Origin of the sequence: Kribbella italica, assembly GCF_014205135.1 — a bacterium.
In the GTDB taxonomy this organism is placed as follows: domain Bacteria; phylum Actinomycetota; class Actinomycetes; order Propionibacteriales; family Kribbellaceae; genus Kribbella; species Kribbella italica.
Genome location: NZ_JACHMY010000001.1, coordinates 7,286,383 through 7,311,504 on the forward strand (window position 1 = coordinate 7,286,383; position 25,122 = coordinate 7,311,504).

The window sequence follows — 25,122 nt, forward strand, 5'->3', positions numbered from 1 at the left end:
CGGTTCGATCCGATCCGCTCCGATCATCACGCGCCTGGTAGGAGGCCGGTCCCCGGTGGCAGGAAGGTGCCGTCGGCACCGGGGCGGGGCCGGTGCTCCCTACGTTGGCGTAGACGTACCACCACCAGGAAGGAGCAGGGGATGAGCGACTTCATCCAGGGTTTCACCGAGAGCATGGCCCAGCACGCCAGCCGGACCGGCGCGTACGGGCAGGACCTGACCGGTAACGCGACCCGGGCGGCCTCGACCACGATGGACCTGAACGGCTCGTGGCGCGGACCGGGCTACACCGCCGCCGCGGCGGTCGGTGACGGCTGGCAGGGCGGTGTCCGTCCGCACCACGCGCGGGTGGAGAACCGGTCCGCCGGTGTCTCGAACATCAGCTCGCAGTACGACAACAACATCTCCAACAACGTCCAGACGGCGAACAGCGTCGGCGCGCTGCTCGCCTGACCGGAGAACCGCACACAGGAAGGAGTCTCTCGATGCCGGAGATCTACCAGCAGTTCGGCGGCATGGACATGTCGTCGCAGGCCCTGCGGGGCATCTCGACGGACCGCACCATGATGGCCGAGGACGAGTTGCGCGCGGCGCAGAACCTCGCCAGCAGCGAGTGGATGGACAGCGCGTCGGACCAGCACTTCTCGGTGACCCACCAGGAGGTGAACGGAACCCTGGAGGCCGCGGACCACTCGCAGCGTCAGTCCACCGCCTGGAGCCAGTGCTCCGCGGACGGTGCCAGCACGCTGGCCACCTGCCGGGGGATCGCAGCCAGCCTGTAGTCCCCGTACGGCGAAGGCCTCGGCCGGATGTTCCGGTCGGGGCCTTTCCGTGTGCGACCAGCCGGAGAGCGGGCCGAACGGGGGGCCGGGCCCGGGACAGGGAATCTCCTGGTCCTCGGGCCCGGCTCGGCTTCGGTGGTCTCAGTCGGCGCGAGCGAACAGCCGCTCGGGAGGCAGTTCGGCCTCCGGGTCCTGCCGCCGGCGGACGATGTCCGATCGACCGGCGGTCCAGCGCCGGCGGTGCCCGGCGATCAGCAGCGCGCTGACCACGACGATCACGCCCGTGCCGCCGGCCGCCAGGCCGGTCATCCAGCGCGCCTCGGAACCGGTCGTCCGCCACCAGGCCGCCACGGCGAGCGCTTCGTGGTCCGGCGGCGCCTCCTGCATCGGTGCCAGCTCGCGGGCCACCGTACCGATCATCGCCTCGGTCACCGCGCGGTAGGGATCGACGATGCCGGCGCCGTACTGGAGGCTGTCCACGCCGCCGCGCGCCGGAGTGGCGGTCGCCTTGAGCCGCTGGATCACCTGCGCCGCGGTCATCTTCGGGTACGCCGCCCTCACCAGCGCGGCGCTGCCGGCGACGAAGGGCGCGGCGAAACTGGTGCCGTCGGAGTAGGCGTGACCGGTCTGGCGGGTGGCCGTCAGCACCGAACCTCCCGGTGCCATCAGGTCGACGTACGGACCGTACTGCGAGGCCGACATCCGGGCGCCGCCGTTGTCGATCGCACCCACCCCGAGCACTCCTGGGTACTGGGCGGGGTAGGAGGGCAGGACGCCGGGCGCATTGCCCTGGCGGTTGCCGACGGCGGCGACCACGACGACGTCCTTGGCGACGGCGTACGCGACCGCCGCCCGGACCGGCGCCTGGTCCTGGTCGCCCGCCATCGACAGGTTCATCACCCGCGCGCCCTGGTCGACGGCGTACCGAATGCCGCGGGCAAGGATCTGCGGGTCGATCAGCTGGGCCTGTCCGGTCTGCCCGACCTCCCGATCGCTCACGCGGACCGGAAGGATCCGGGCGCCGGGGGCAACGCCCTGGAAGCCGATGCCGGGGACCCGGTCGGCCGCGATGATGCTGGCCACTCCGGTCCCGTGGGAGACACAGTCGTAGTTCCCGGGCAGCGAGCCGACCAGGTAGAAGTCGCGACCCCGCAGGACCTTGCCGGACCGGCGAAGCTGAGGGTGGTCGGCGTCGACTCCGGAGTCCACCACGGCGACGGTCACCCCGCTGCCGGTGCTGAACGGCCAAGCGCGCTGGGGCATCAGCACTTCCTGGGCCCAGGGCAACAGTCGCTCGGCCGGTCGGCCGGGTTCGGGGTTGTTGCAGGCTCCGCGGGGTGGTTGCGCCGAGGCGGGCAGGACCGCCGGGCCGGCCGACAGGGCGATCGCCGACATCAGCAGGACCGGAACGCGCCACCTCTTCTTCACCCTTCGATGGTCCTCGAACGCCCGAGCCACCCGGAGCCGATGGCCGGAAGCGGTCAGCCACCGTCCACGGGCTGCTCGGCCGGGGATAGTCGGCGGAGATCAGCGACCGAGGAGGCGGCATGGTGTCTCGCGACGACCGAACGGCCGGGCAGTCATTGCTCGGCCAACTGGAGGAAGCCGACCGCAAGTTGCGGGAGTACCGGTCGATCAGCAACGACACCGAGGGGACGGCACAGTCCCCGGACGGCCTGATCGAGGCCACCGTCGGCCTGTACGGCGAGGTGCGGGAGCTCGTCCTCGACCCGAGGATCTACCGGACCGTGGATGCCACGGCGTTGGCCGAGGCCGTCCGGGACGTCATCAACAAGGCGGTCGGCGAGGCGCAGGCGACGGCGGCCGGTCAGTTGTCGTCGCTGCTGCCCGGCGGCCTGAGTGAGCCGTCGGACCTGGCCTTCGCACCACTGGACGCCGAACTGCGGAAGGCTCGTCGAGGAGGACTGTCATGAGCGAAGGCCCGATCAACTTCGGTGGCGCCGGCGACATCGACATGCTGCCCACGGAGGCCCGCGCGGCGATGCGCCGGCTGCAGCAGGCCGGAACCGCCTTCGGCAATCGCTGGACCGTGCTCAGCACCGCGATCCGGACCGGTGAACTGGAGGCCAACACCGGCTTCGACACGCTGAGCAAGGGATTCCGCGATGCCTACAACCCGGCGAAGGAGCCGATTCAGCAGGCGTCGGACGCCACCGGCGGCGCCGTCGGCGGGCTCGGTGCCCAGGGCAACCAGATCGTCGGCCAGTACGTCCAGTCCGCCCAACGCGACGCGGCGCGGATGCGCGCGGTCGGCGATCTCTGACCGGCGTGACGACGCGCGCTGAGCGGGACTCCTAGCCGTGGGCGCGATCCCGGAGCCGACCACCGAGCTGTGGCTGTGGTTGCGGACGTACCTCGACGAGAACATCTGGCCGTCGACCGACGAGGCCGTCGTACGGCAGATGGCCGACGACTGGGGTTCGGCCGCGCAGGCGCTGACCGACATGATCACCGAGGCCGGAGCGGCCAACAACGCGCTGACCGCGGTCTGGCCGGACTCCGTCGGGCAGATCTACCACCGCAACGTCGCCGACAAGCTGGCCGACTACCAGACCATGGTGCAGGCCTACCGCGACATGGAGAACCTGTGCCGCACCTTCGCCGGGCAGGTCGCCGCGCTGCGGAACTCCATCATCGCCGAGCTCGTCGTCAACGCGGCCCTGTTCGCCGCCTTGGCCTTCTTCCCCGGTGCGGGGCTGCTGATGGGCCGGTTCGCCAGCCAGCTGGCGCTGCGGCTGATGGGGTACGCCCGGACCGCCGCCGGTGGCCTGCGGACGACGATGACCACGGTTCCGCATGCCTTGAGGCTCGGCGGGGAACTGCTGGCCGAGGGTGTCGAAGAGATGGGGATCTCCCTGCTGGGAGACACCCTCAGCATCGCGGGCGGCTACCAGAAGGGCTACAACTGGGATCAGATGTGGCTCAGCGGCGCGGCCGGCGTACTGGGTGCCGGTGCGGCTCCCTTGCTCCGGCCGGTCGGCCGCGTGGCCTCGCTCCCGGCCGGGCGGCTCACCGACCGGTTGGGTGCGCCGCCCGGGCTCACCCGGACCGTCGAGCAGATGAGCAGCGGCTTCGTGGTGAACGGCATCACCTCACCCTGGGCCGGAACGACCGTCCACGCGCTGGCCGACGGCCGGCTGCCGACCTGGAGCGAGTACGGCAACGCGCTCGTCACTCAAGGTCCGCTGGCGGGAGTGCTCGCCTCATCACGGGTTCTCTCCGTCAACGGTGGTATCGCCACGGGCAACATGCTCCGCGGAGACGGCTTCACCCTGCCGAATCCCCAGCTGGTCGGCGCGGGCCAAGCGGGTGCCCCTGTCCCGATCGGCAACGGCGGAGGTCCGGGCGGTCCGACCCCGGCCACTCCACAGGGCGATCCTGGCAATAGCTCGCTGGCCCGAGGGCCTGGGCAGCCGGCGGCAGGTACTCCTTCGCCGACGGGAGGGACCGACAGCCCCTCCAACCCGTCATCAGCAGGCACGAACTCCACCGTCGGCGGGAATCAGCCAGGAGCCGGCCAGCAGCAGGCGCCCTCCGGCCAGGAGTCACCGAACGACGTCGAGCAGCAGGTGGGGGGCCAGCAGCCGGACGGGCAGGAAACCGGAGGCCAGCAGCCGGGCGCCGAGCAGCAAGCACCCGGGCAGGAAACCGGAGGCCAGCAGCCGGGCGCCGGGCAGCAAGCACCCGGGCAGGGATCACCCGGTCAGCAGTCTGATGGTGGCCCTGGGCAACAACCCGTTGCCGGCGACAACGGCGTGGACCCCACTGGCGGCACCAACGGCTCCGAGTCCGGCGCCCGCCCCCCGCTAGGCGCCGCAGGCTCCGGCGGCGGACCGTCGCACGCACCGTCGTCCTCCGCGGTCGACCCGTCCACCACCCACACCGGCCCGACCTCCACCACCGCGCCGACCTCCACCACCGCGCCGACCTCTACCACTGCGCCGACCTCTACCACCGCGCCGACCTCTACCACCGTCTCGCCCAACGGCGCGACGGCCGCGCCCCAAGGTGCCCCGGTGCAAGGCCAACCGGCTGCCCCCGCCCAAGCGCCCACCGGCACCGCCCAAGGACCGACCGGATCGCACACCACTCAGAGCCCTGCCGGCACCCAGAGCCCCGGTAGCGCCCAAAATGCTGCCGTCACTCAGAACCCTGCCGGCACTCAGTCAAACTCCAACCGCACCGACCGGCCAGCCACGGACGAGGACTCCACAGCACCAAACCCAGCGGAGCAAGACCTGACCGAGTCCACGCCCCTGGACACGACGGATCAGCCCGCGCAACCGCAGGCTCCCGAGGCCGGCGAGAGCCAGACCACCACCGATCAGGTCGACAACTCCCTTCCCACCGTAGCCGGAGCCCTCGCCGCGGCCGCACCCGCAGCCGCCGCTGCCGCTCCTACGCCGGCCCCCTCCGTGACCCCGCCCACCAAAGCTCCCCTGCACACCCGCAGCACACAGCACCCGACCGGCCCACCGAGCCCCTCGACCGATCAGCCAACGCCTCCGACCGGCACACCCAGCACGTCCGATCAGGCGGCTCCGGAGGGCAACCCATGGTTCGACTCGTCGGTTCCGTTCGCGCCCGCCGAGTCGGACGGCCCTGGTCGCTTCAAAGGCCCGCTGTCGGTCGAGGCCGGCCGGAACGAGGCCCACTGGGCCGTCGGCGAGGACGGCCGCCTGCAGCGGGTGACCGCGCGCATCCGGGAGGATCTCGCCGACGGGAGCCGGGGCCAAAAGGGCCGCAGCAAGACCAAGAAGGTCGTCGACGACTACGGCCTCGACGGCGACAACGGTGGCCACTACCTGGGTTGGCGCTTCTTCCACAACAACGACTACCGCAACCTGTTCCCGCAGAATCGGGAGTTCAACGAGGGCGCCTACGAGAATCTGGAGCAGGAGTGGGCGGCCTGGGTCGCCGAAGGCTACGAGGTCGAGGTCGAGATCGTTCCGGCCCCCGGCAAGTCACGCCCCGACTGGATCACGGTCACCTACACCGTCCTCGACACCAGGTCAGGGCAGGAGCAGGTCGTCTGGTCCAGCGGCGCGTCGTTCGTCAACGCCACCGGCCAGTTCTACGTCGGGCACCTGGCTTCCGTCACCCTGCACGAGTACGAGGAGGCCGGCAACTACCGGGTCGGCGACAACGAGATCACTCGTACGGTCGACAGCGAAGGCGTCGTCGACACGGTCACCGCCGTCGTCCGCGAGACCGACCCTCGGCTGAAGGACGAGAAGCAGGCCGCCGGCAGAGCCTGGGCGGTCAAGCAGGGCGTACCGCTGGACGCCGACGGGAACGCACTCGGCCACCGGCTGTTCGGGCCGGGAGGCGTGGCTCACCTGTTCCCACCCGGTGTGGTCATCGACGCCGAGGGCTACACGAAGCTGGAACAGGAATGGCTGGCCCAGCTTGCCGCAGGCAACGAGGTCACCATCACCGCCCGCCGCCTACCGACCCCCGGCCAAGCCACGGACTCCGTCCACCTGAGCATCACAGCAACCCCCCGCTCAGGACCCAGTACGCCGGAATCTCCCACCCCACCACCAACCCCAACACCACAGGGCCCAACACCACAGGCCCCGGCCCCGGATGGTCCCGCGCCGCAAGGCCCGACGTCGGTCGGCCCGGCGCCGCAGGGGCCGGCTCCGGACAGTGCCGCGCCGCAGGGTCCGGCTCCGGACAGTGCCGCGTCGCAGGGGCCGTCCTCGGACAGTGCCGCGCCGCAAAGCCCGGCACCGGATGGTCCCACCCCGCAAGGCCCGACGTCGGTCGGCCCGGCGCCGCAGGGTCCCGCCTCGGACAGTTCCGGCCCGGTGGTCCCGGGATCCGAGGCAGTCGCCGATCCGGTGGTTCCGCCCGCGCAGGGGCCGGAGTTGTTCTCGCGGGAGACCCCGCGGACCAACCAGGAGGCCCTGGAGTCCAACGACGGCCTGCCGCTGACGCAGGAGGTCATCGCCGAGGTCGCGGCCGCGGCCGGGGTCGACCTCAGCGAGGTCGAGGTTGTCATCGTGACCGAGCAGGACGAGCTGCGCTACCTGGACTACCAAGGCGCATGCGCCTGTACGCCGGCCGAGCTCGGCGGGCGTCAGATCCGGCTCGGTCCGGCGAGTTTCACCGATCGGGTGACGCTGGCGGCGACACTGGCTCACGAGAAGACCCACGTGGACCAGCTCCGGGCGGGTGTCGACCTGAACTCCGAGATCCTCAAGGATCTGGAAGCCGAAGCGTACGCGAGCGAGCGTCCCGCACTGGAAAGGCTGAGGGCACATGACAGCGGTCAGGTTCGAGGTCGAGACGACGTTCGACCTCCCGGGCAGGAGCGGGGTGCTGGCCCCGGGACGGTTGCTGACGGGCGTGATCCAGAGCGGGACGACGCTGCGGATCGAGGGGACGGACCAGCCGGTCCGGGTCCTGGGTCTGGAGTTCCCCTCTTCCGCCGGAACACCCCAGGAGGCCAGAACGGTGACCCTGCTGATCGACCGGACGGACGCCGCACCGATCGTCGCGGGGACAGTACTGATCAGCCTGGCCTGACCCCTCGAGCGGTGCCGTACGTTGCGGCCGCCGCGCCGGTCACCGAGCCCATCATCGGACGGGTCGCCTCCAACGAGTCACCGAACCGGGCCGAGTGGAGCTACGGGCAACCGGGCAAGCCGGACGAAGTGGTCCTCGAGCTGCGCGAGATCCACCCGCCCGAAGCGCCACCGCGGATCGGCCGGGACACCCCCGCGCCGTACGCACGGATCGGACTGGACTGGGCCTTCGCGCGCGATCGTGCCCGGGAGCTGATTCCACCGGGACTCACCGTCGATGCCGAACAGTTCCAGCAACTCGAGCAGCAGCTGCAGGAACTGATCCGCAGCGGGCACGAGCTCACCGTTCGACTGCGCGCGATCCCCGGCGCGACCACCGGCCAGAAGGCCCTGGAGGTCGCGGTCGCCGTGACGCACCCGGCCACCGACGAAAAGACTGACTACCCGGCACGGTCCGTCCTGGACATGATCGATGCTCTTGGCAAGCATCGCGTCGATCCCGTCGAGCGCCCTCCACAGCACAACGACCGGTTCGTTCCCGGCTGGCTCCTGGTCGGTGCCCAGTCCAGCAAGCTGCTGCAGGAACTCGCCGCACTCCTCGCAAGCAACCAGAGCGTCGACTCGGGCCCGCTGCTCGCCGACCTGGTGTCGCTACAGCACGAAGGCAACGACGTCTACCTGATCAAGACCCAGACCGGCGAGACCTTCCGCCTGGTCAAACGAGTCGGCCCACTCACCCCCGGCGTACAGCTGGAGTACGCCGTACAACCGGGCAGAGTCCCCGTCGTCGAGCTCCGACTGTCCGACCGCCTGACCCAGGACGAAGTCGCTCCGCTCCTGGCCAGAGTGCTCGCCGAGTCCGCGGCGATCGTTCGCGGCGAGGCCGACGGTTCACCGGTGTTCCGCCCGGACAGCAACCCCGAGATCGACGCCGTACTGCGACCCACGGACGCCGGCGACCGCGCCGAACTCCGCCAATGGGGACACACCGAACAGCACCTGCCCGCGGCCGACCGTGTCCGGCGAGCGGCGGTCCAGGAGGAGATCCACAAACTCGCCCTGGCCATGGGAGTCGCGACCGGGCAGCCGAACGCCGAGCTGCTGCGTTCCCTGCTCACCCAGGACGAACGCGCGATCCTCGACCGGTTGAAGGATCGTGGTCAGTCGCTGACCGACGACCGGGTCAGCCGACCGCGCTACCTGGCCAAGGCGGTCCTGGGATCGGGCTGGTCGGCCGTCGTGCTCGGGACCGCGGCGGCGGTGTTCACGGGCAATCCTCTGGTCGGGGTCGGGGTCGGGATCGCGGTCCCGACGATCGTCAACGCCTTGGTCGGTTCCCTGTCCGAGCGGTACCTGGACGCGCAGAAGCAGCCGGGCAAGAAGCCCGCGTACGTCGCCGACCGGAACCAGCGCGAGTTCGACTACCCGGGCCTCCAGGGACTGCTCGACGGCCCGGCCGCGGTCCGGCCCGAGCGGGTCAAGGTGCCACGAGCAACGAAGTGGGGCAACTACCTGATCCGTTACACCACGCCGACCCTGGCGACCGCGGCCGTCGCCGGAGCGCTCACGCTGTTCGGCGTACCGGCGCTGTCGACGGCGATGGTGATCGCCTCCTCGGCGCTGGCCAAGTCGCTGGCCGAGCGGCTGGTCGACATGAAGAAGCTCGAGTTCAGGCTCCGCCGGGTGGACGCCACCGAACGCATCCGGCTGTCGGACAGCGCACTGTTCGCCAACCAGCTGATCACCGAGATCACCGAACTGAGGACCCGTCTGGACCGGATCCTGGCCGCGTTGGACGTGCGCACCGGCCACCTGCCGGCCGTCTCCGAGGTGGCCCAGCCGCCGGCGGGGCTGACCCCGGTCAACCCGACGATCCCCGGTGCTCCGCCGTTCAGCATCACCCTGGCGGTGCAGCTCATCGAGAACGTCTCGGCCGCGACCCGCCGGGTGTTCGTCGGTGGTGGTGACCAGACGGTGGACGTCGACCCCACCGAGCTCGCCCGGCATGTGAGTGCGCAGCTGGAGGTCCTGCTGAACGCGGTCGGCCCTGCCCTGTTCGGCTCGGTCACCGGTGCGCTGGGGGACAAGTACTTCATCAACCGCGAAGAGGCGGCCAACGACTCCCGCAAGCAATGGGCGCGGACCGAGCAGGAGGCTGCCCAGGCGGCGGCGCTGGGCGAGATTCTGGCGCCTCGACTGGTCGCGTTCAGGCAACTGGCCACGCAACTGGAGGAGTTCACCGGAGCGTCACCGGATCTGGCCGCCCGGGCCGCGGATCGAGGGCTACCGGCACCGACCGCGCGCCAGGACGGTCCCCGCCCCGGCGGGCAGTCGCACTGGACCGCGTACGCGATCCAGGTGGCGGCCGCCTCTCTCGGAGGCGCGGTCAGTGCGATCGGGCTCGATCTGATCTTCGACCTCCCGGACCTCGGTGTCGTCCTGACCGTGGCCGGTGCGGCCGGGGCGATCATCGGTACGCCGGTCTCTCGCTACCTGTTCCGGCGGTCGGAAATCGACCTGCAGGCCAAGCTGGAGTCGATCCTGGCCGACCACGCGGTGGACCGGGCGCGGCTGCTGGAGCAACAGGCGGTCACCGGCTATCTGGCCGAGCAGTTGGCGGCCAAGGCGCAGCGGGTCACCGAGCTGACCGGACAGCGGCCGGTCGCCGACGTACCGGCCGAGAACGATCCGCGCTACACCGATCACGTCCGGGCCGCCGTACGCCGGGCGGAGCTGGACAACGTGCCCCCCGGGCAGCCAGAGTCCAGCTACGACCTGGATGCCAGGGTGGAGCGCGTCGGCGCCCTGCGGCGGATCGACGACCTGGCCGCGGAGCTCGACCGGTTGGATGCTCGCGGGATCGGAGGCGGCCTGCTGTCCGACGCCCGCGCCAGGCTGCGGTTCGCGATCGAGTTGTACGAAGCGATTGCCGACGGCAACGGATCACGGAAGGTCTTCCCCGGGCTCGACACTGTCGATCCCGTGGCCGGCCGGCGGGTGGTCGGTGGGCCGACCGAGCAGGCGCGTTTCGCCGCCGAGCAGGCGGTACGACGTCTGGTCGCCGAACCGGCCGGCAAACCGTTGCTGCTGGAGCGGCTGAAGGCTCTCGCGCAACTGACGGCCGCGGCCGCCGCCGTCGACCACCAGGCGCTGCACGGCACGGACGAGTCTCGCGCGCTGGTGCAGGAACGCTTCGACCAGGCGCTGGCCGAAGTGGCGCGACTGTGGCGGGAGGCCGGTGTTCCGAACGGCTTCGTACTGCCCGCCGTGAGCGTTTCTCCTGGACTGAACCGGGTCGGCGGGCAGGTCGTGATCCCGCTGCGGTCGGTTCCTCCGGTCGTGCCGAACCAGGGCGAGGGTGGGCGCCACCACCGGCCGGAGTCGGCCGGTCGAGGGCTGCTGGAGTTCAATCACGCGCAGGCCGGCGGCGCGCGATCGCTGTTCGGGCCGGAGGCCGCGGTGGATCGCGCCGCGCTCGACACGGTGGAGCAGGGACTGGCGTCTCTGGTCGAGCGTGGATTCGGGGTGGAAGTCACCGTCGACCGAGTAGCCCGGCCGGGGCCGGACGCCGATCCGTTCCGCTTCACCGTCCGGGTGGCCGACCCGAACGTGATCGGTCCGGCCGGGACGCAGGTCCATGGCCCGGCGACCCTGGCCGAGCTGATTTCGTCGCTCGGATTCGACAGCACCCCGGGCCGTCACCGCACCGAGGAGCCAACGGGACGCCACCACGCGGACGAGGCCACTGGACGTCACCACGCGGACGAGTCGGCCGAGCGGACGGTGACCCAGGAGAATGAGGGGCGTCACCGGGTCGATGAACCGGTGCAACCGTCTGTCGATCGTTCGCGCCTGGACGATCGGTCCGACCTGCCAGGCGGTCGCCACCGCGCACCGGAGCCGGCCACTGAGGCGACGCCTGTCGAACCAGCGGCTCCGGATCCGGTGCAGGCGGCGATGGAAGAGGCCGCCGCGCGGGCGGTGGCCGAGAGCGTGGCCGAACTGCTGCCTGGGGCGATTCCGTTGCAGGACGGTGGCTACCGGGCGACGCAGGCCAACGGCCGCGACGTCGTACTTGACCGTGCCGCTCTGGACGAGGTCCGTGCCGAGGCCCGCCGAGTGCTTGACGAAGGCAACGACCAGGAGGCGGCCCGGGCCATCGCGCGGACCCAGCTGGAGAAACTGTTGCCTCCTGCAACAGCAGCTGACACTGCTCAGCCGGTCAACCCACTCGACGTCAGCGCCAGCCGCCGAGCCGCCGAGCGCATCGCCGACCGAGCGGCCCGCCTCGCCCCGTCACCGCTCTCACCCGGCACCGATCCCGAAGCGAGCACCACCCCGACCACCCGCGTTGCCGATCCCGAAGCGCCGACCACCCCAACCACCCGCGGCACCGATCCGGAAGCGACGACCACCCCGACCACCCGCGCTACCGATCCCGAAGCACCGACCACCCCGACCACCCGTGGCACCGATCCCGAGTCGGGGCGGACCGTCCACGCGCCCGAGGTGCGGCGGACGCGGTTCGTCGCGGACGGACGGCCGGACGGGTCGCACGACTCCTCGGTGGAGACGGCGGCACTGGCGGCCACAGACGCGACCGAGGCGGACTTCGGTGGGCTGATCCAGGGCCGGCCCGGAGTGGTGGCCCCCGGTGTGGTCGTCGTCCAGACCGCCGACGGCCCGAGGTACTTCCGGGTCAGCAGGAGCAACGTTCCTGATGGCCGGGTCGCCGCGACCAAGGTCCGCGCCGGGAGTCTCACCAAGCCGCACCTGGTCCGGATGCCGTCGAGCCTCGCCGAGGACCAGCTCACCCGGGCCTGGATTCACGAGATCAGCCACACGTTGCAGGAGCAGGCAGCTCCTCGGACCCGGCTGCAGCGTCTGCTCCGCCGGCCGTCGGCCCACACCGAGGACGCCTGTGTCGCCGCGCAGTTCAACGAGTTCCGGCTGCTGACCCGTCAACTCGCCGAGGCGTCCACGGACGAAGAGATCGCCGTACTGCGCAACGACATCGAAGGGCTGGTCGAGGCGATCGGGCGTCGCCACCAGCCACCCGTCCTGCCGTGGAACGCCGCGCTCTCGCACACGGCGCAGGCCGATCCGGTCGACGGCTTCGTCGCCGACGTGACCGAACAGCTCCACGACCTCCAGCGCCAGCTCGACGAACTGGACCGCCGGATCGCCGCCAAGCAGCCGGCGGCCGACCAAGCCGCGGAATCGGCCCGCGAGGCCGAGCAGACGGCTGCCGAGGCCTTGCAGGCTGCCGACTCGGGCCGGTTCGCACGCGCGCACCAAGCCGCCACGGACGCCGCCAAGAACGACGAGGTACGGCAGTGGCACGAGCAGGTCGCCGCGGCGTACCAGCAGGCGCGGCTCCAGCTGGAGACCGTTGCCGAAGGCTACCAATCGTTGCTGGCCGACGCCCGGTCGATGACCCCGGAGCTGCGCGCGCAGACCGCATCCGACCTGGTGAACCAGGTGACGGCGTACGAACAACGGCTGGCCGAGGTGGCACCGCCGTTGATCGCGTTGACGAGCCTGCTGCCAACGGACTGGCTGCCGCACCTGTCGGCGCTGACCGACCGGGTGAACGCCGTCCTGGCGGCCAACCGGATCGATCAGCGGTTCACCACCGGCGCGCTGCAGCACCGCCTCAACGCGGAGTTCGGCCAAGCGGTCACCAGCGACGGCGCGGTCCTGCGGGTCGGCCATGCCCGGCCGATGGAACTGCGGTTCCGGTTGAGCGTTTCCGAGCTGATCGAGACGCTCGACCCGTCGGTCCGGGCCTCGGAGACGATGGTCGGCCTGCTCGGGCAGCCGTCGCGCAAGTTCGGGATCACGCAGAACGGCAGAGTCGGGGCCAGTGGCTCCTTCGGCCTCGGCACCCTGACGCGGCTGTTCGGCGAGGGATCGGTGCTGAACGCGATCGGCCAGCTGGTCACGATCAAGGGCGAGCAGAGTTCCGGCCGCGGCCGCTCGGTCACCTCGACCGGCGCGCAGTACGCCCAGGAAGGCTCGGTCGAGGACAACCGAGGCGAGTCCCTGCTGTACGCCGGTCGCGCGAGCTGGCAGCTGGAAGCCCGTCGGCCCGGCGATCAGGACTGGACCGTGGCCGCCCTCGAGGTCGACCGGGGCCAGGGCAAGGACGTCTCCCGCCTGCGTGCCTGGATGTCGCACGCCTACACCGTGCTGGCGCCCACCACGACGTTCACCAACGGCAAGCAGCCGTCCGGCCGCCTGCCCAACAACGTCCTGGCCTCGCTGGACGGATTGCAGAGCCTGTCGGACGAGGTCCTGGCCGAGTTCGCCGACCATCTGAACGGCCGTGGCGACGAGGCGTCGTTGCTCCGCGAGCAGATCCAGGCGGCGATCACCCAGGATCTGCCGTCGCGGTTGGCGGAGAGCACCGAGCGGTCGGTCCTGCAGCCCCTGCAGGCCAACGGTCGCCCGGTCGGCCACTTGCAGGTCAGGACCGAAGTCCGGTACGAGGAGGTCGAACTGGTCGGCCGACCGACCACGGCACACTGGCAGGAAGGGGTCCGGGTCGGCTTCAGCAACGCCAGCGGCCAGCAGGCCTTCTCGGCCAGTACGACGGTGAACGCCACTGTCGGGTACGGCGGGCAGGAGCTGACTGATCTCGGCGACACCAGCGTCGACCTCGGTCCGACGGCGACCGGTGGTCGTTCGCTCAGTCGTTCGGAGTCGTTGAGCGGCGGCGGCGTCGGGATCCACGTCGGCGTACAGCGTTACATCGGTCCCACGCAGGGCTACCGGATGGTGTTCGAGCACAAGGTGACGCTGGTCCTGGACGGCGAGTCGCAGGGCACCGTGACCGGTCGCACCGAGGGGCTGACGCGGTTGCGCACCAGCGACGCCTACCGGCACGGTCTGCCGGTCGCCGAGAGTGCGTTCGTGCACGACAACGACGGCAACAAGGTGCTGGTGAACGGCGAGCCCCTTCTGCAGGGTGAACCGCGGACCGCGGTGGATGTCCCGGGCCGGCGACTCGAGTTGCCGGCGTGGCTCACCGGCGGCAGGAGCCGGGTGAGTGGCGCAGGTCCTGGACTCGCCCAGCGAGTGACCGGTGGCGAGCAGGCGCTCGCTGACCTGGTCGGTCCGTTGGCCGAGCGCGGATTCCTGCCGCCGCTGAACGACCAGGGCGATCCGGACCTGGCCCGGATGACGAACGACCCGCAGCTGGCGCGGGCGCAGCTGCTCAACCTGATGGAGCTGCGCGAGCAGCTGTCGGTCAACCGGCTCGAAGCGGGCTACGACATCGCCGTCCAGAACGGCATCGTGGTCACGCTCACCACCCCGGGCCAGACGCTCAGCCTGCGCATCGATCTCCACCCCGGGCCGCCGTCGGCGGTCGGCGTCACGACCGACGAAGCGATGGTGACGCTCAACATCGGGTCCGACAGCGCGAGCCGGACCGACGGCTGGTCGAAATCCCTGCCCTGGCGGGCGTCGCCGCTCGGGTACAGCCAGGACGGTCCGGCCGATGTCACCGTCAAGTCGGGAGTGTCGTACGGGCGCCAGGCGCTCGGCCGGGTGATGGGCTGGTTCACCGGCGGGACGCTCAACCAGGTCACGCTGGTCGAGAGCCGGTCGCCGGTCGCGGCGTTCGAGGTCCCGCACCGGCTGGAGGTGGTCGAGCTCGGCAGCGAGGACGTCGTACTGCATCGCGGCGCTCCGGGAACCTCGGCACGGATCCTGGTCGACACCGATCTGCTGCCGTCGACCGACGTGGCTCCGGCCGAGGTCATCTCCGGGCCGGTCAGCGACAAGGTGCTCGACCGCGCCACCTTGGTTGCCCTCGACACCCATGACCTGAACCGCGTGCTGCAGGCAGTAGCCGGCCAGGACCCGACGGCGCGGCACCACCTGGCCGCGTTCCTGGATCCGCGCAACCTGCTGGCCCATCCGGAATGGGCCCGCGGCACCTATCGCACCGACGTGGTGGTCCGTGGCGCCGGGCCGGTCTCGACCCGCGGTGGCCTCGCCGTGAACGGACGGATCGGCGACGTCGTCCTGCTCGGGGTGACCGACGCGGTGGCCGGTGACATCAACCTGGCGCTGACCAGCCACGGCCTGTCCGCCGGTCGGAGCACCGGTGGGCAGACGTCGGTCAACCTCGGCGGGAACGCCGAAGCCCGGGGCGGCACGATGTCCGGTGAGTCCGGCAGGACGACCTCGGCCTCGCGAACCGACCAGACCATCGCCGGTGTCGAGCGTCTGAGCATCGAGGTCGGCCGGCACTACCTGCTGTCGGGGACGGCCGGTCTGACCGTGACGGCCGACGGAAAGCCGGTGCCGGCCGACGCGACGGTCGTCTTCCAGGTGGCCGAGCGCGACGTCCTGCAGTTCCACGTCGACGGCGAGCTGACGCTGCCGCTCGCCCAGGTCGCGGATGTCGTCGAGCGCTATCTGAACGGAAGCCTGGAGCTGGACCGGAGGCTGGCCACCGGACTTGTCCGGCGGTACCGGGCCGCGTTGGCCGCTGCAACGGCTGCCGGTCAACCGACTCCGTCGTTGTCGGCATCGCACACGTCGCGGGTGTTGCTGGAGAAGCTGCAGCCGCAGCACGGCAAGCCGACGCCGCGGAGCAAGGAAGCGCAGCTGGACCTGGTTCTGGACCGAGCCGAACGCGTGGAGGCGCTCAGCAAGGTCGATCTCCCGGAGCACTACCGGGAGAACCTCGGGTCGAGCCTGGTCGAGCAGGCCTCGCTGACCGATCAGGGGCAGGAGGTGACCCTGCTCGACCGGGTCCGTGCCCTGATGACCGAACAGCTCGGCATCACCCCGGAGAGCGATCCGATTCTGGCCGAGGCCCTCGCGGCCGACCTGGCGGGCAAGCGCTGGTGGGGGCGGCTGGAGGACATGCTCGGCCGGCGCGGGTTCACCCGTGACTATCCGGTCGGGCAACCTGGACAACTCGGCGCGCAGCAGATCAGGCTGACCATTCGGGCGACCTTCGCCGACGAGGTGGTCTCGCTCGGCGTGACCAAGAAGACGATCAGCATCGTCCAGCGCTACCTGTACGGCGAACGGATCCGCGGCGTCACGAGCGGCAGGTCACTCGGGGCCGGCCTCGACGGCGGCGTACAGGAAGGGCAGAGCGGCAGCGTCGGCACCGATCGGACCGGTTCCAGTGCCACCGCGGTCGGGGAACAGACGACCCGCCTGGAACGGATGGCGACGTTCGAGGGGCAGCACCGGGTGCGGCGCGGCGTGAAGTTCACCCTGGAGGTGGCGCCGCAGGCCACCGCGACCCCGTCGCGGACGTGGGTCGGCCGCGCGCTCACGCGGACGGAGTCGCCGTTGACACCGCTCGCCCCGGCGACGCTGGACGGAGAGATCACCCAGCTCATCCCGCTGCGCATGATGCCCGAGCAGCAGCAGTCCGACGGGGTCGAGGCGGCCGCGGGGCAGCCGATGGGTTCGCTGAACGAGCGCGGCGTACCGGACGCGTACTTCGTGGAAGGGTCCACCAGCGAGCAGTTGACCGACACGATCCTGGAGCAGCTGACGGAGCTGCTCGGGCAGTCCGGGATGCGGGTGCACCGGGCCGAGCTCGACGTGATGCTCTCGACGGTCACCCTGAACGCGTCGTTCAGCCGAATGGCGCAGGACGGCGGGTTCGCCGTCCTGCGGTTGCCGCTGCCGGGCTACACGTCCCGGGTCGTCGAGGTCAAGGTTGGCGCGACGGTGGTCGGTGCTCAGGTGATCGGGAACCCGGTCGACGACGTGGAGATCGGCGAGGTCAACCGCAGCCAGCACACGGTCACCCACACAGTGACCTCGGGCCGCGTGCTGCCGGTGGACGGCGGGGCGAAGGCGGAGGACTCCGGCAACGAGGTGAGCGGCGGAATGACCGCGGGGGATCAGCTCGCCGACCAGACCACGGACGGTCGCGGAGTACGGCGGGAACGCAGCCGGTTCGAGAAGGGACGGGTGGTCACCGTCCGGGTGGAGGTGGCCTACGACGTCACGCTGGCCGAGCAGCAGCTCCGCCGCAGCGGGGAAATCCGGCCCGGCCAGGAGACCCAGCTCGAACAGACACCGCGCGGTGTCGCCTACCTGACGATGTTCGAGAGCGACTACCGGCAACTGGAACAGTTCCTGACCCCGGAAAGCACCCCCGGCCCGGAGACCGTTGCCCCTGGCCCGGAGGTCGCACCAGACCAGGAGGGCGGGCGGGTTGTTGATCTCGAGGCGTGGTTGCGGGGCGAGCACAACCCCGGCGAGCCGGGTGGTCGGACCGTGCACGCTCCGGCGGTCGAGGGGACCCGGTTCGCCTTGGGCGGCAGGCCCGCCGGAGACCTGACCGCGCGCGAAGCGGCCGCGGCTGTCGCCGGCACCAAGGCCGACGACTTCGGCGGCTTGGTCGACAGCGATCCGCAGGTCACCGACAACGATCTGGTGGTTGTACACAGCACCGAGCACAGGGATCCGCAGTACTTCAAGGTCGAGCCGTACGGCGTACCCGAGGGTCGAGTCGCTGCGACCGAGCTGCGCGCGGGCACCCCCGACAATCCACACCTGGTGCGCATCGACCCGACGCTGGCGGCCGACCAACTGGCCCGGGCCTGGGTGCACGAGATCAGCCACGCCCTGCAGGAGCACAGCGGGACCCGCCTGGTCCACACGCTGAACGGACCCGGTGAGCACACCGAGGACGCCTGCGTCATCGCGCAGCTCAACGAGGTCCTGCTCCTGCAGCGGCAATGGGTCGAGGCGTCCGAGGCTGCGCACCACGGCGACCCGGACGCGACGCGAGCCAAGGAGGCCCTCGAGCTCGATCTGATCGGCCTGGCCGACGCGATCCATCACCACGGCCACTCCCGTCCGATCCTTCCCTGGGAGAACTCCGCCTCTGCTGCCGACCCGGCCGCGCCGGAGAGGTTTCTCCGCGAGTTGCGAGAGGCTGCCGAGACGGCAGCGGCGGCGGACGGATCGTCGCCGCGGCACGAGATCCAGCAGTACGTCGCGCAGCAGGTCATCGCACGGGTCTTCGGTGACAGCCCCGACGCGTGGATGGTGACCGGCGGGCAAGCGCTGCTGGCCCAGTTCGACGGAGCCCGGGTCAGCACCGACCTCGACCTGGTCCGTGTGGACGGTGCCGACCATGCGACGGCCGTCGCCGATCACGAACGCGCGCTGGCCCAGGAGCTCGGAGACCACCTCGTGTTCACCCTGGATCCCGCCGTGACGACCGACCTCGACCACGGCGTACGCCGGGAGTACGTCGTACGACTCGGCGACCAACCGCTGCTCCGCCTCGGCATCAACCTGACCACCTCCAGCGATCGCCTGCCCGGCCGGCCGGCGGAGGTGATCGCGTTCCCGCACCAGATCGTGCCCGGCCGCGAGGACCGGCCGGACGTGCGGGTGACTTCGCCGGCCGAAACGCTGGTGCACAAGCTCCTGAGCATCAGCCCGTCCGAGGACGGCACCCTCCCCGCCCGCCCGCAGGATCTTGTCGATCTCCTGTTGCTGGCCCTCCGCAGCGACTGGGACGGCGCGCGGTTGCACGCCGCTGTGCGGGAAGAACTCGCGCGCCGGCTGGAGCACGGTGCCCCGGTGACGCTGCCCGAGCGGTTCGACGTACCGAATCCGACCTGGTTCCAGTACTTCGGACGGTTCCTCGCGGTGACTCCCGGCCTGGTGTTCGGCAATCTCGGGGACGCTCTCCCGCTGGCCCGCGCGTTCCTGGATCCGTTGCTCGCCGCCGAGGCGCCGCAGGGCAGCTGGGACGCCGCGACCAAACGCTGGACCACCGGCGCCGGTGAGCTGCTTTCGGCCGTCCCGGTCCAGGAATCCGCCGTACCGGGCACTCGGCTGCAGGCGACCGGCGTGAGCGAACCTTCCGGCCAGGTCACGTCCGACCGCATGATGCGCCACTGGGACACCTTGGTCACGGGGCCCGCGAGCCTGGAGGCACAGGTCGAGGCGTTGAAGGCGCGCACCGACCTGTCGGTCGAGGAGAAGCTGGCGATCGTCCGCGCCGAACTGCTGGCCACCGCGGGCTACCGGCCGAGCGAGGTCAGGGGCCTGGACACCAAGAACCTGCGCTTCTACACCACCCAGAGCGGCGAGATCTACAGCCACAGCGTGGCGCTGGTCGCCGACCCGGAGACGACCATCGAGTTGGCGTACCTGTCCGACCACCTGGTGCCGACCTTCCGCAACGAGGCGCGCCAGGCCTACCTGGCGTCCGTGGACGCTCGGCCGGACGGGGTCGGCCGACCGCAGGCCGACGCAGTGGCGCTCTGGCGCTTCCTGCGATCCAGAGCAGTGGCCAACGGCAACGAAAAGGCTGTGGTCGACGACCTGATCGACCTACAGGTCCAGCCCCTGCGGGACGCGCTCAAGATGCGGAACCTGCTGATCCAGGACTACGGCATCGCCCCGGAGCGGATCCGGCTGGCGTACGCCGACGGCGATCCGAACTACGGTACGACGCGGTGGATGCGTGCCCAGCTGCACACACTGTCCCGGCTCCGGACCGATCCGGAGGGGACCCGGAAGGCCCTGGTCGCCGCGATTCGTGGCCCGGAAAGCGTGCGCGCGTCGCGGGAGGCCAGGGTCGGCGCCGTCGTCGACCGGCTGTTCACGGCCAACGAGCCGGACGGCGCCGCGCCGTACACGCTGCTGTGGGTGCGCAACTCGATCGGGCAGTTCAAGGACTTCGCCTTCGGTCCGGCGCGAGACACCAGGCCCGAGTTCCTTCGGCAGACCATCGAGCTGCTGCGGGTCAGGCAGCCCGGACGGCGACTGGTCCTGGTCGGCGACGACCTCTTCGCCGGCCGGCCCGAGTTGCTCGCCGCGTGGGCGGCCGAAGGAGTACTCGACGGGGTCGACAACTCGACCCTGGTGAGGTTCTGGGAGGCACGGCACCAGGCCGACGGTGTATCTCTCAGCCTGGCCGAGCAAGCGTTGTTCTACCACCGCCTGCACAGCGAGCGGGACGCGGTCCAGGTGGGTGTCTTCTCCGGTGCGCTGGAGACCGCGGCTCTGCTCGGGATGCCGACGGTCTACCTGGAGCCACGTGAGCACGACGGCAACCGCGGCCGCCGGCTGCAGCTGTACTGGGACAACTGGTTGTACGGCCGGGACCAGGTGGTCCGGGACGAGAGCGGCGACGTGGTGTTCGATCGCGACGGCCGGGCAGTGCGAACGTTCCAGACGTCCTCCGACCCGTTGCCGCCACCGATGACCACGGTGCAGCGGGTGCTGTTCGGCACCGGCGTCTGGAGCGACACCGGGACCGGAGTCGGCGAGACCGCCTTCGACTACGCGATGCTCAGCCTGGTCCCCGCGCGGATCGATGCATTGGTGCGAACCGGCGAGATCGCCACCTGGGCCCAGCGTCTCGGCAGCAGCCCGTCGGACTCGGACGGTGTACGCGTCTGGGGACCGGAGGACTGGCAGACGAGCCGGTACTACGCCGAGCAGGCCGCTCGCTGGCTGTTGACCGAGGCAACCACTCAGCGACAGGTGGGGACCAAGTGGAACGCCGTACGGCTGGCGCTGCTCGGTGTCCTGGAACCCGGATTCGGCCTCGATCCGTTGTCGGACGGGACGTCGACCACCCACCCGTACGCTCTGCTGCGGTCGCAGCATGCGCTGACGCCGGATGTCGAGGCCCGACTGGCCGAGGCCTTTGCCGCAGGCGAGCCGACCCGGGCTGTGGCCGTCACAGGGGTACTGCGGGACCTGCTCGGCGATCCGGCGATCCGGCGGCAACTCGTGGCCGAGCAGTCCGTCTTCCGCCTGGAGCCGGCCGAGGTCGAGCAGATCGGCACGGTCCTCGACCAGGTGATCGGGGCAGGTCGAGCCGACCGCATCGACCCGGTGGTGGTCGAGCATCAGGTGGTCACCGCGTTCCAGGCCGCGCTGCGTGAGCGGGTCCGCGAACAGGCCGTACGACGCGGTACCGCGATGGACCACGAGTACCTGCAGTTCGCGCTCCAGCGCGCTCTGGCACGGATCTTCCTGCACAGTTCCGACGGCTGGATGCTGAAGGGTGGTCAGACGCTGCTGGCGCGCTTCGACGGAGCCCGATCGAGCAGTGACATCGATCTGGTCGACAGGACGGGCTCCTCACCCGAGCAGATGGTCGAGCGGTACCAGGCCGCGCTGGCGACCGACCTGGGCGACCATCTGCGGTTCGAGCCGGTCCCCGACGGCCGGAGCCGGCTGCTGGACGGCGCCGGGGTTCGCCTCACGCACCAGGCTTTCGTCGGCGACCAGTTGGTCGGGGTGGTCAGCGTCGACCTGCTACCGCCCAACGGCCGGCCGATGTGGGTCGCGGCGCCGGAGTCCCTCCCGTTCCCGTCGCACCTCATGCCGACTCCGACGATCGGCGAATCGCCTGTCCTGCAGGTGATCTCCCTCGCGGACACCTTGGCGCACAAGGTCGCGGGAATCTTCGTCCACGGCTACCGCACCGAGCTGAACCGGTGCGCGGACTGTGTGATCGGGCAGCTCGGCCAGCCGGTCTGCCGCAGCGGCGACCTGCCGTACCGGGTCCAGGACCTGGTCGATCTCACCCTCCTCGTCACCCGGCTCAGCTGGGACGCGGCCGACGTCCAGGCGATGCTCGGTCAGGAGTTCGCGAACCGGCGTGCCCAGGGAGAGCCGCTGGTCGTTCCCGGCCGGTTCGTCCTACCGAATCCCGCCTGGCACGACGGCTTCGCGACGCACGCCGCGAACACGCCTGGGCTGGGTCTGTCGACGCTGGACGAGGCACTGCCGATCGTGGAGGCGTTCCTCACTCCGCTGCTCAGCAACCAGCCCGCAACCGGGACCTGGAATCCGGACATCAAGCAGTGGACCGGAGTGCAGCCGGTGGTCGTCGAGGGCGCCCGGCCGCAACGCATCCTCGTGGTCGCGCACGCCAGCGGACGCAGTACCGGATTGGGTGGGCTGCCGGTGGCGAGTGCGGAGCTGACCACCGCGCTGTCCGAGCTGGGCGACACCGAGGTCACCCTGCTGACCGTCGAGGGCGACGCGGCGCACGGCTCGGCCACCGTCGTTCGGCCGGACCCAGGCCAGGGATCAGCCCGGGTTCGCCTGCTGGAGCTGGCGCGGTTCGGCTGGCCGGACCAGGTTCCCGGGCTGCCGCCGATCCAGTCGGACGCGTTCGACGTGGTGATCGGGCACGCGCGGTTCTCGGGCCCAGCGGCGATGTACGTCCGCGAGCGCTGGTACCCGCAGGCCCGGTTGGTGCACGTCCTGCACATGCCTGCCCAGCGGTACGCCGACGTGCAGGGCGATCCACAACGCGGCGCCGAGTACACCGAGCACGAGGCCGAGGTGATCCGTGCCGCCGACCTGGTGGTCGGCGTCGGGCCGCTGCTGACCGACCTGGGGCAGGACCTGGCCTCCAGCGGGTCGCAGGCGGGCTTCCACGAGCTGATCCCGGGGATCACGGCGATGGGCGACGCCGCCGGGCCTCGTCCGGATCCGGCCGTGCGGCTGAACCTGCTGTTCACCGGCCGGGTCGGCGATCCGGTCAAGGGGTACGACGACCTGCTCGCCGTCGTCCGCGACCTGCACCTCCGCGGCGTACCGGTCTCGCTCCGCGTCCGCGGTGTCACGCCTGACGAGGTTGCGTGGCGGCAGAACGAGGCCGACGAGCTGCTCGGTGCGCCGGACATCGTCCGGGTCGAGGGGTACAGCACGGACCAGGCCGACCTGCTGAACGACTTCCGGTGGGCGCACGCGATGGTGATGCCGTCGAGGATCGAGGGTTTCGGCCTGGTCGCGACCGAGGCCGCCGCCCACGGCCTTCCGGTGCTCGTGAACGAGGAGAGCGGCGTCGCGCAGTTCCTCACCGGCAGCGAGCGGATCCCGGCCGGGCTGGGGCAGGCCGCGGTGGTCGGAGACCAGGGACTCGCCGGCGACCAGCCCGCCCGGGTGGCGTTGTGGGCCGATGCCATCGAGAACCTCCGGGCCGATTACGAGAGTCGTCAGGCGGCGGCGGAGCAGTTGCGCGACTTGCTGCGGTCCTACACCTGGTCCGACGCTGCCCGCGCCTTGTCCGAGGCGGTCCGGGAAACAGTGGGCGGTACGGTCTCGATCCAGGCAGCCGGCGGTCGACGCGTTCTGGCCGATCCCGTGGTTGATCCGAACGCGACCGATCGGGCCGGGACAGAGGAGGAGGTGCACGCGCCGGAGGTCCGGGGCACGCGGTTCGTCGCCGACGGGTCTGACAGCGCGTGGACGGAGCAGGAAGCACTCGACGCGCTGGCCCGCGTGGACCTCACGGACTTCGGCGGCTTCGTCGGTGACCTGACCGTCGTACCTGAGCAGGCGCTGATCCAGGTCGAGAGCACTCTGTCCGAAGAAACTCAGTACTTCCGGTTGGAATGCCACGCTCCCGGCCGCGGCTGGGTTGCGGCGACGACGTTGCGAACCGGTACGGCGGAGGATCCGCACGTGGTGTCGATCGATCCGGCGCTGCCTCTTGGCCAGCTGCCACGGGCCTGGGTCCACGAGCTCAGTCACGCCCTCCAGGAGCACGGCCGCGAGCCCACGAGGCCGGTCCGGTGGTTGCCCGATCAGAGCGTTCAGGGCGAGGACGCATGCGTCGCCGCGCAGCGCAACGAGTTCCGCCTGCTCGTCCGGCAGTGGTCGGAGGTCATCGATGCGTCAGGCCACGAATCTCGGGCCGAGGCCGAGCGGCTGCGCGAAGACCTGATCGGACTCGCCGACGCGATCGAGGCGCGTGGGCACCGCCGTCCCCGGCTGCCGTGGGAGGACGTGCCGTCTCCTGGCGGGAACGGAGTCCTGGTGAGCGACCCCTGGGCGCTGTTCCAGGCGCCGCCGCAGGTGCTCACCAACCGGGTCACCGATCTGGAGGACGACGACGATGACGAGGAGGAGCTGCGACAGAACGGCGACCGGCTTCGGACGAGCGTGGCTGAGCTGGATCGCCGGAGCGCCGGCCGATCAGCTCAGTGAGCTCGGGACCGGTAGACCACTTCGGCGGCCAGGCCGGCCAGAATCTCTTGGTCGACGCCCTCCAAGGCCGCTTGGAGGGCGGTGGTGACTCGTTCCACCTCGCTGGGCAGCGCCAGCGTGGCCAGTGCTCGCTGGTTTCGGGGCGACAGTTCGCCGTCCAACGCCTCCAGGAACTCGCCGACGAACGACGGCCCGTCTGCTGGAAGTCCGAACCGCTCGGCGGCCGGCGCCAACTGTCGGTACAGGACCGTCAGGTCGATCCGGTCCGTCCGGACCGCGGTGCTCAGGATCTGCCGGAGCTCGCCCGCGTCGGTTCCCGCTGCGACCAGGTCCAGAACGGTCCGCAGCGCTGAGGTCACCGGTAAACCCTCCAGGACCACCACCTCGTCGGGATCGAACGTACCCAGCGAGAGCCGGGTCGCTCGCGGCATCGCTCGGGACTGCTCGGCGGTGAAGGTGATCACCGGAGCCGTGGCCGCACAGAGTCCGAGCAGCCGAGCGGCGCTGGTGTGCGACACCACCGCGTCCTGAGCGCGTTCCCAGGCGAACTGGTCCGGTACGAGAGCGAGCCAGGCGGCCCGCAGGTAGTCACGGGTCGCATCCTGCGGCGTACCGGCCACGTGGTAGACGTCCCAGTCCAGCAGTGTGAGCAGCCCGTCTCCGGCGAGAGGGCTCAGCTGTACGCCGAGTCGGTCGGCCTGCGCGGCGGTGATCAGGCCGTGTTGCCGGGCCGACACGGTGGTGACCTGCAGGAACTCGGGTTGCCACATGAGATGAACGCTAGGCCATTCGTGCCGTTCAGGTGCTGCACG

At 70.8% G+C, this 25,122-nt stretch carries 7 protein-coding genes; 5 read left to right on the plus strand and 2 right to left on the minus strand.

Features of this window, described 5'->3' with window-relative positions:
- The first annotated feature begins 141 nt into the window (after nucleotides 1-141).
- Both HDA39_RS33980 and HDA39_RS33985 read left to right on the plus strand, forming a co-directional pair.
- On the plus strand, nucleotides 142-453 hold the full coding sequence (locus HDA39_RS33980; RefSeq protein WP_184802227.1) for a hypothetical protein: 312 nt from the start codon (nucleotides 142-144) through the stop codon (nucleotides 451-453).
- Nucleotides 454-485: 32 nt separating this feature from the next.
- Nucleotides 486-782 (plus strand): hypothetical protein, encoded by a 297-nt coding sequence (locus HDA39_RS33985; protein ID WP_184802229.1) that lies wholly within the window; start codon nucleotides 486-488, stop codon nucleotides 780-782.
- Nucleotides 783-923: 141 nt separating this feature from the next.
- On the opposite strand, the gene mycP is transcribed toward HDA39_RS33985, so the two are convergent.
- Complete coding sequence (gene mycP / locus HDA39_RS33990; protein ID WP_337926013.1) at nucleotides 924-2,210, minus strand: type VII secretion-associated serine protease mycosin; 1,287 nt, start codon at nucleotides 2,208-2,210, stop codon at nucleotides 924-926.
- Between the two features lie 119 nt (nucleotides 2,211-2,329).
- Between mycP and HDA39_RS33995 the strand changes: the two genes are divergently transcribed.
- The 3 genes from HDA39_RS33995 to HDA39_RS34005 are packed head-to-tail and all read left to right on the plus strand — an operon-like array spanning nucleotide 2,330 to nucleotide 24,310.
- Nucleotides 2,330-2,716: a YbaB/EbfC family nucleoid-associated protein gene (locus HDA39_RS33995; RefSeq protein ID WP_184802231.1), complete on the plus strand. Its 387-nt coding sequence runs from the start codon at nucleotides 2,330-2,332 to the stop codon at nucleotides 2,714-2,716.
- The gene (locus HDA39_RS34000; protein WP_184802233.1) at nucleotides 2,713-3,066 is read left to right on the plus strand and encodes a hypothetical protein; all 354 of its coding nucleotides are present in this window, start codon (nucleotides 2,713-2,715) and stop codon (nucleotides 3,064-3,066) included. The genes HDA39_RS33995 and HDA39_RS34000 overlap by 4 nt, the downstream gene beginning before the upstream one ends.
- Nucleotides 3,067-3,103: 37 nt before the next feature.
- Nucleotides 3,104-24,310: a WXG100-like domain-containing protein gene (locus tag HDA39_RS34005; protein WP_184802235.1), complete on the plus strand. Its 21,207-nt coding sequence runs from the start codon at nucleotides 3,104-3,106 to the stop codon at nucleotides 24,308-24,310.
- On the opposite strand, the gene HDA39_RS34010 is transcribed toward HDA39_RS34005, so the two are convergent.
- The gene (locus HDA39_RS34010) at nucleotides 24,304-25,080 is read right to left on the minus strand and encodes a hypothetical protein (RefSeq protein ID WP_184802237.1); all 777 of its coding nucleotides are present in this window, start codon (nucleotides 25,078-25,080) and stop codon (nucleotides 24,304-24,306) included. The genes HDA39_RS34005 and HDA39_RS34010 overlap by 7 nt on opposite strands.
- Between the last annotated feature and the right edge of the window lie 42 nt (nucleotides 25,081-25,122).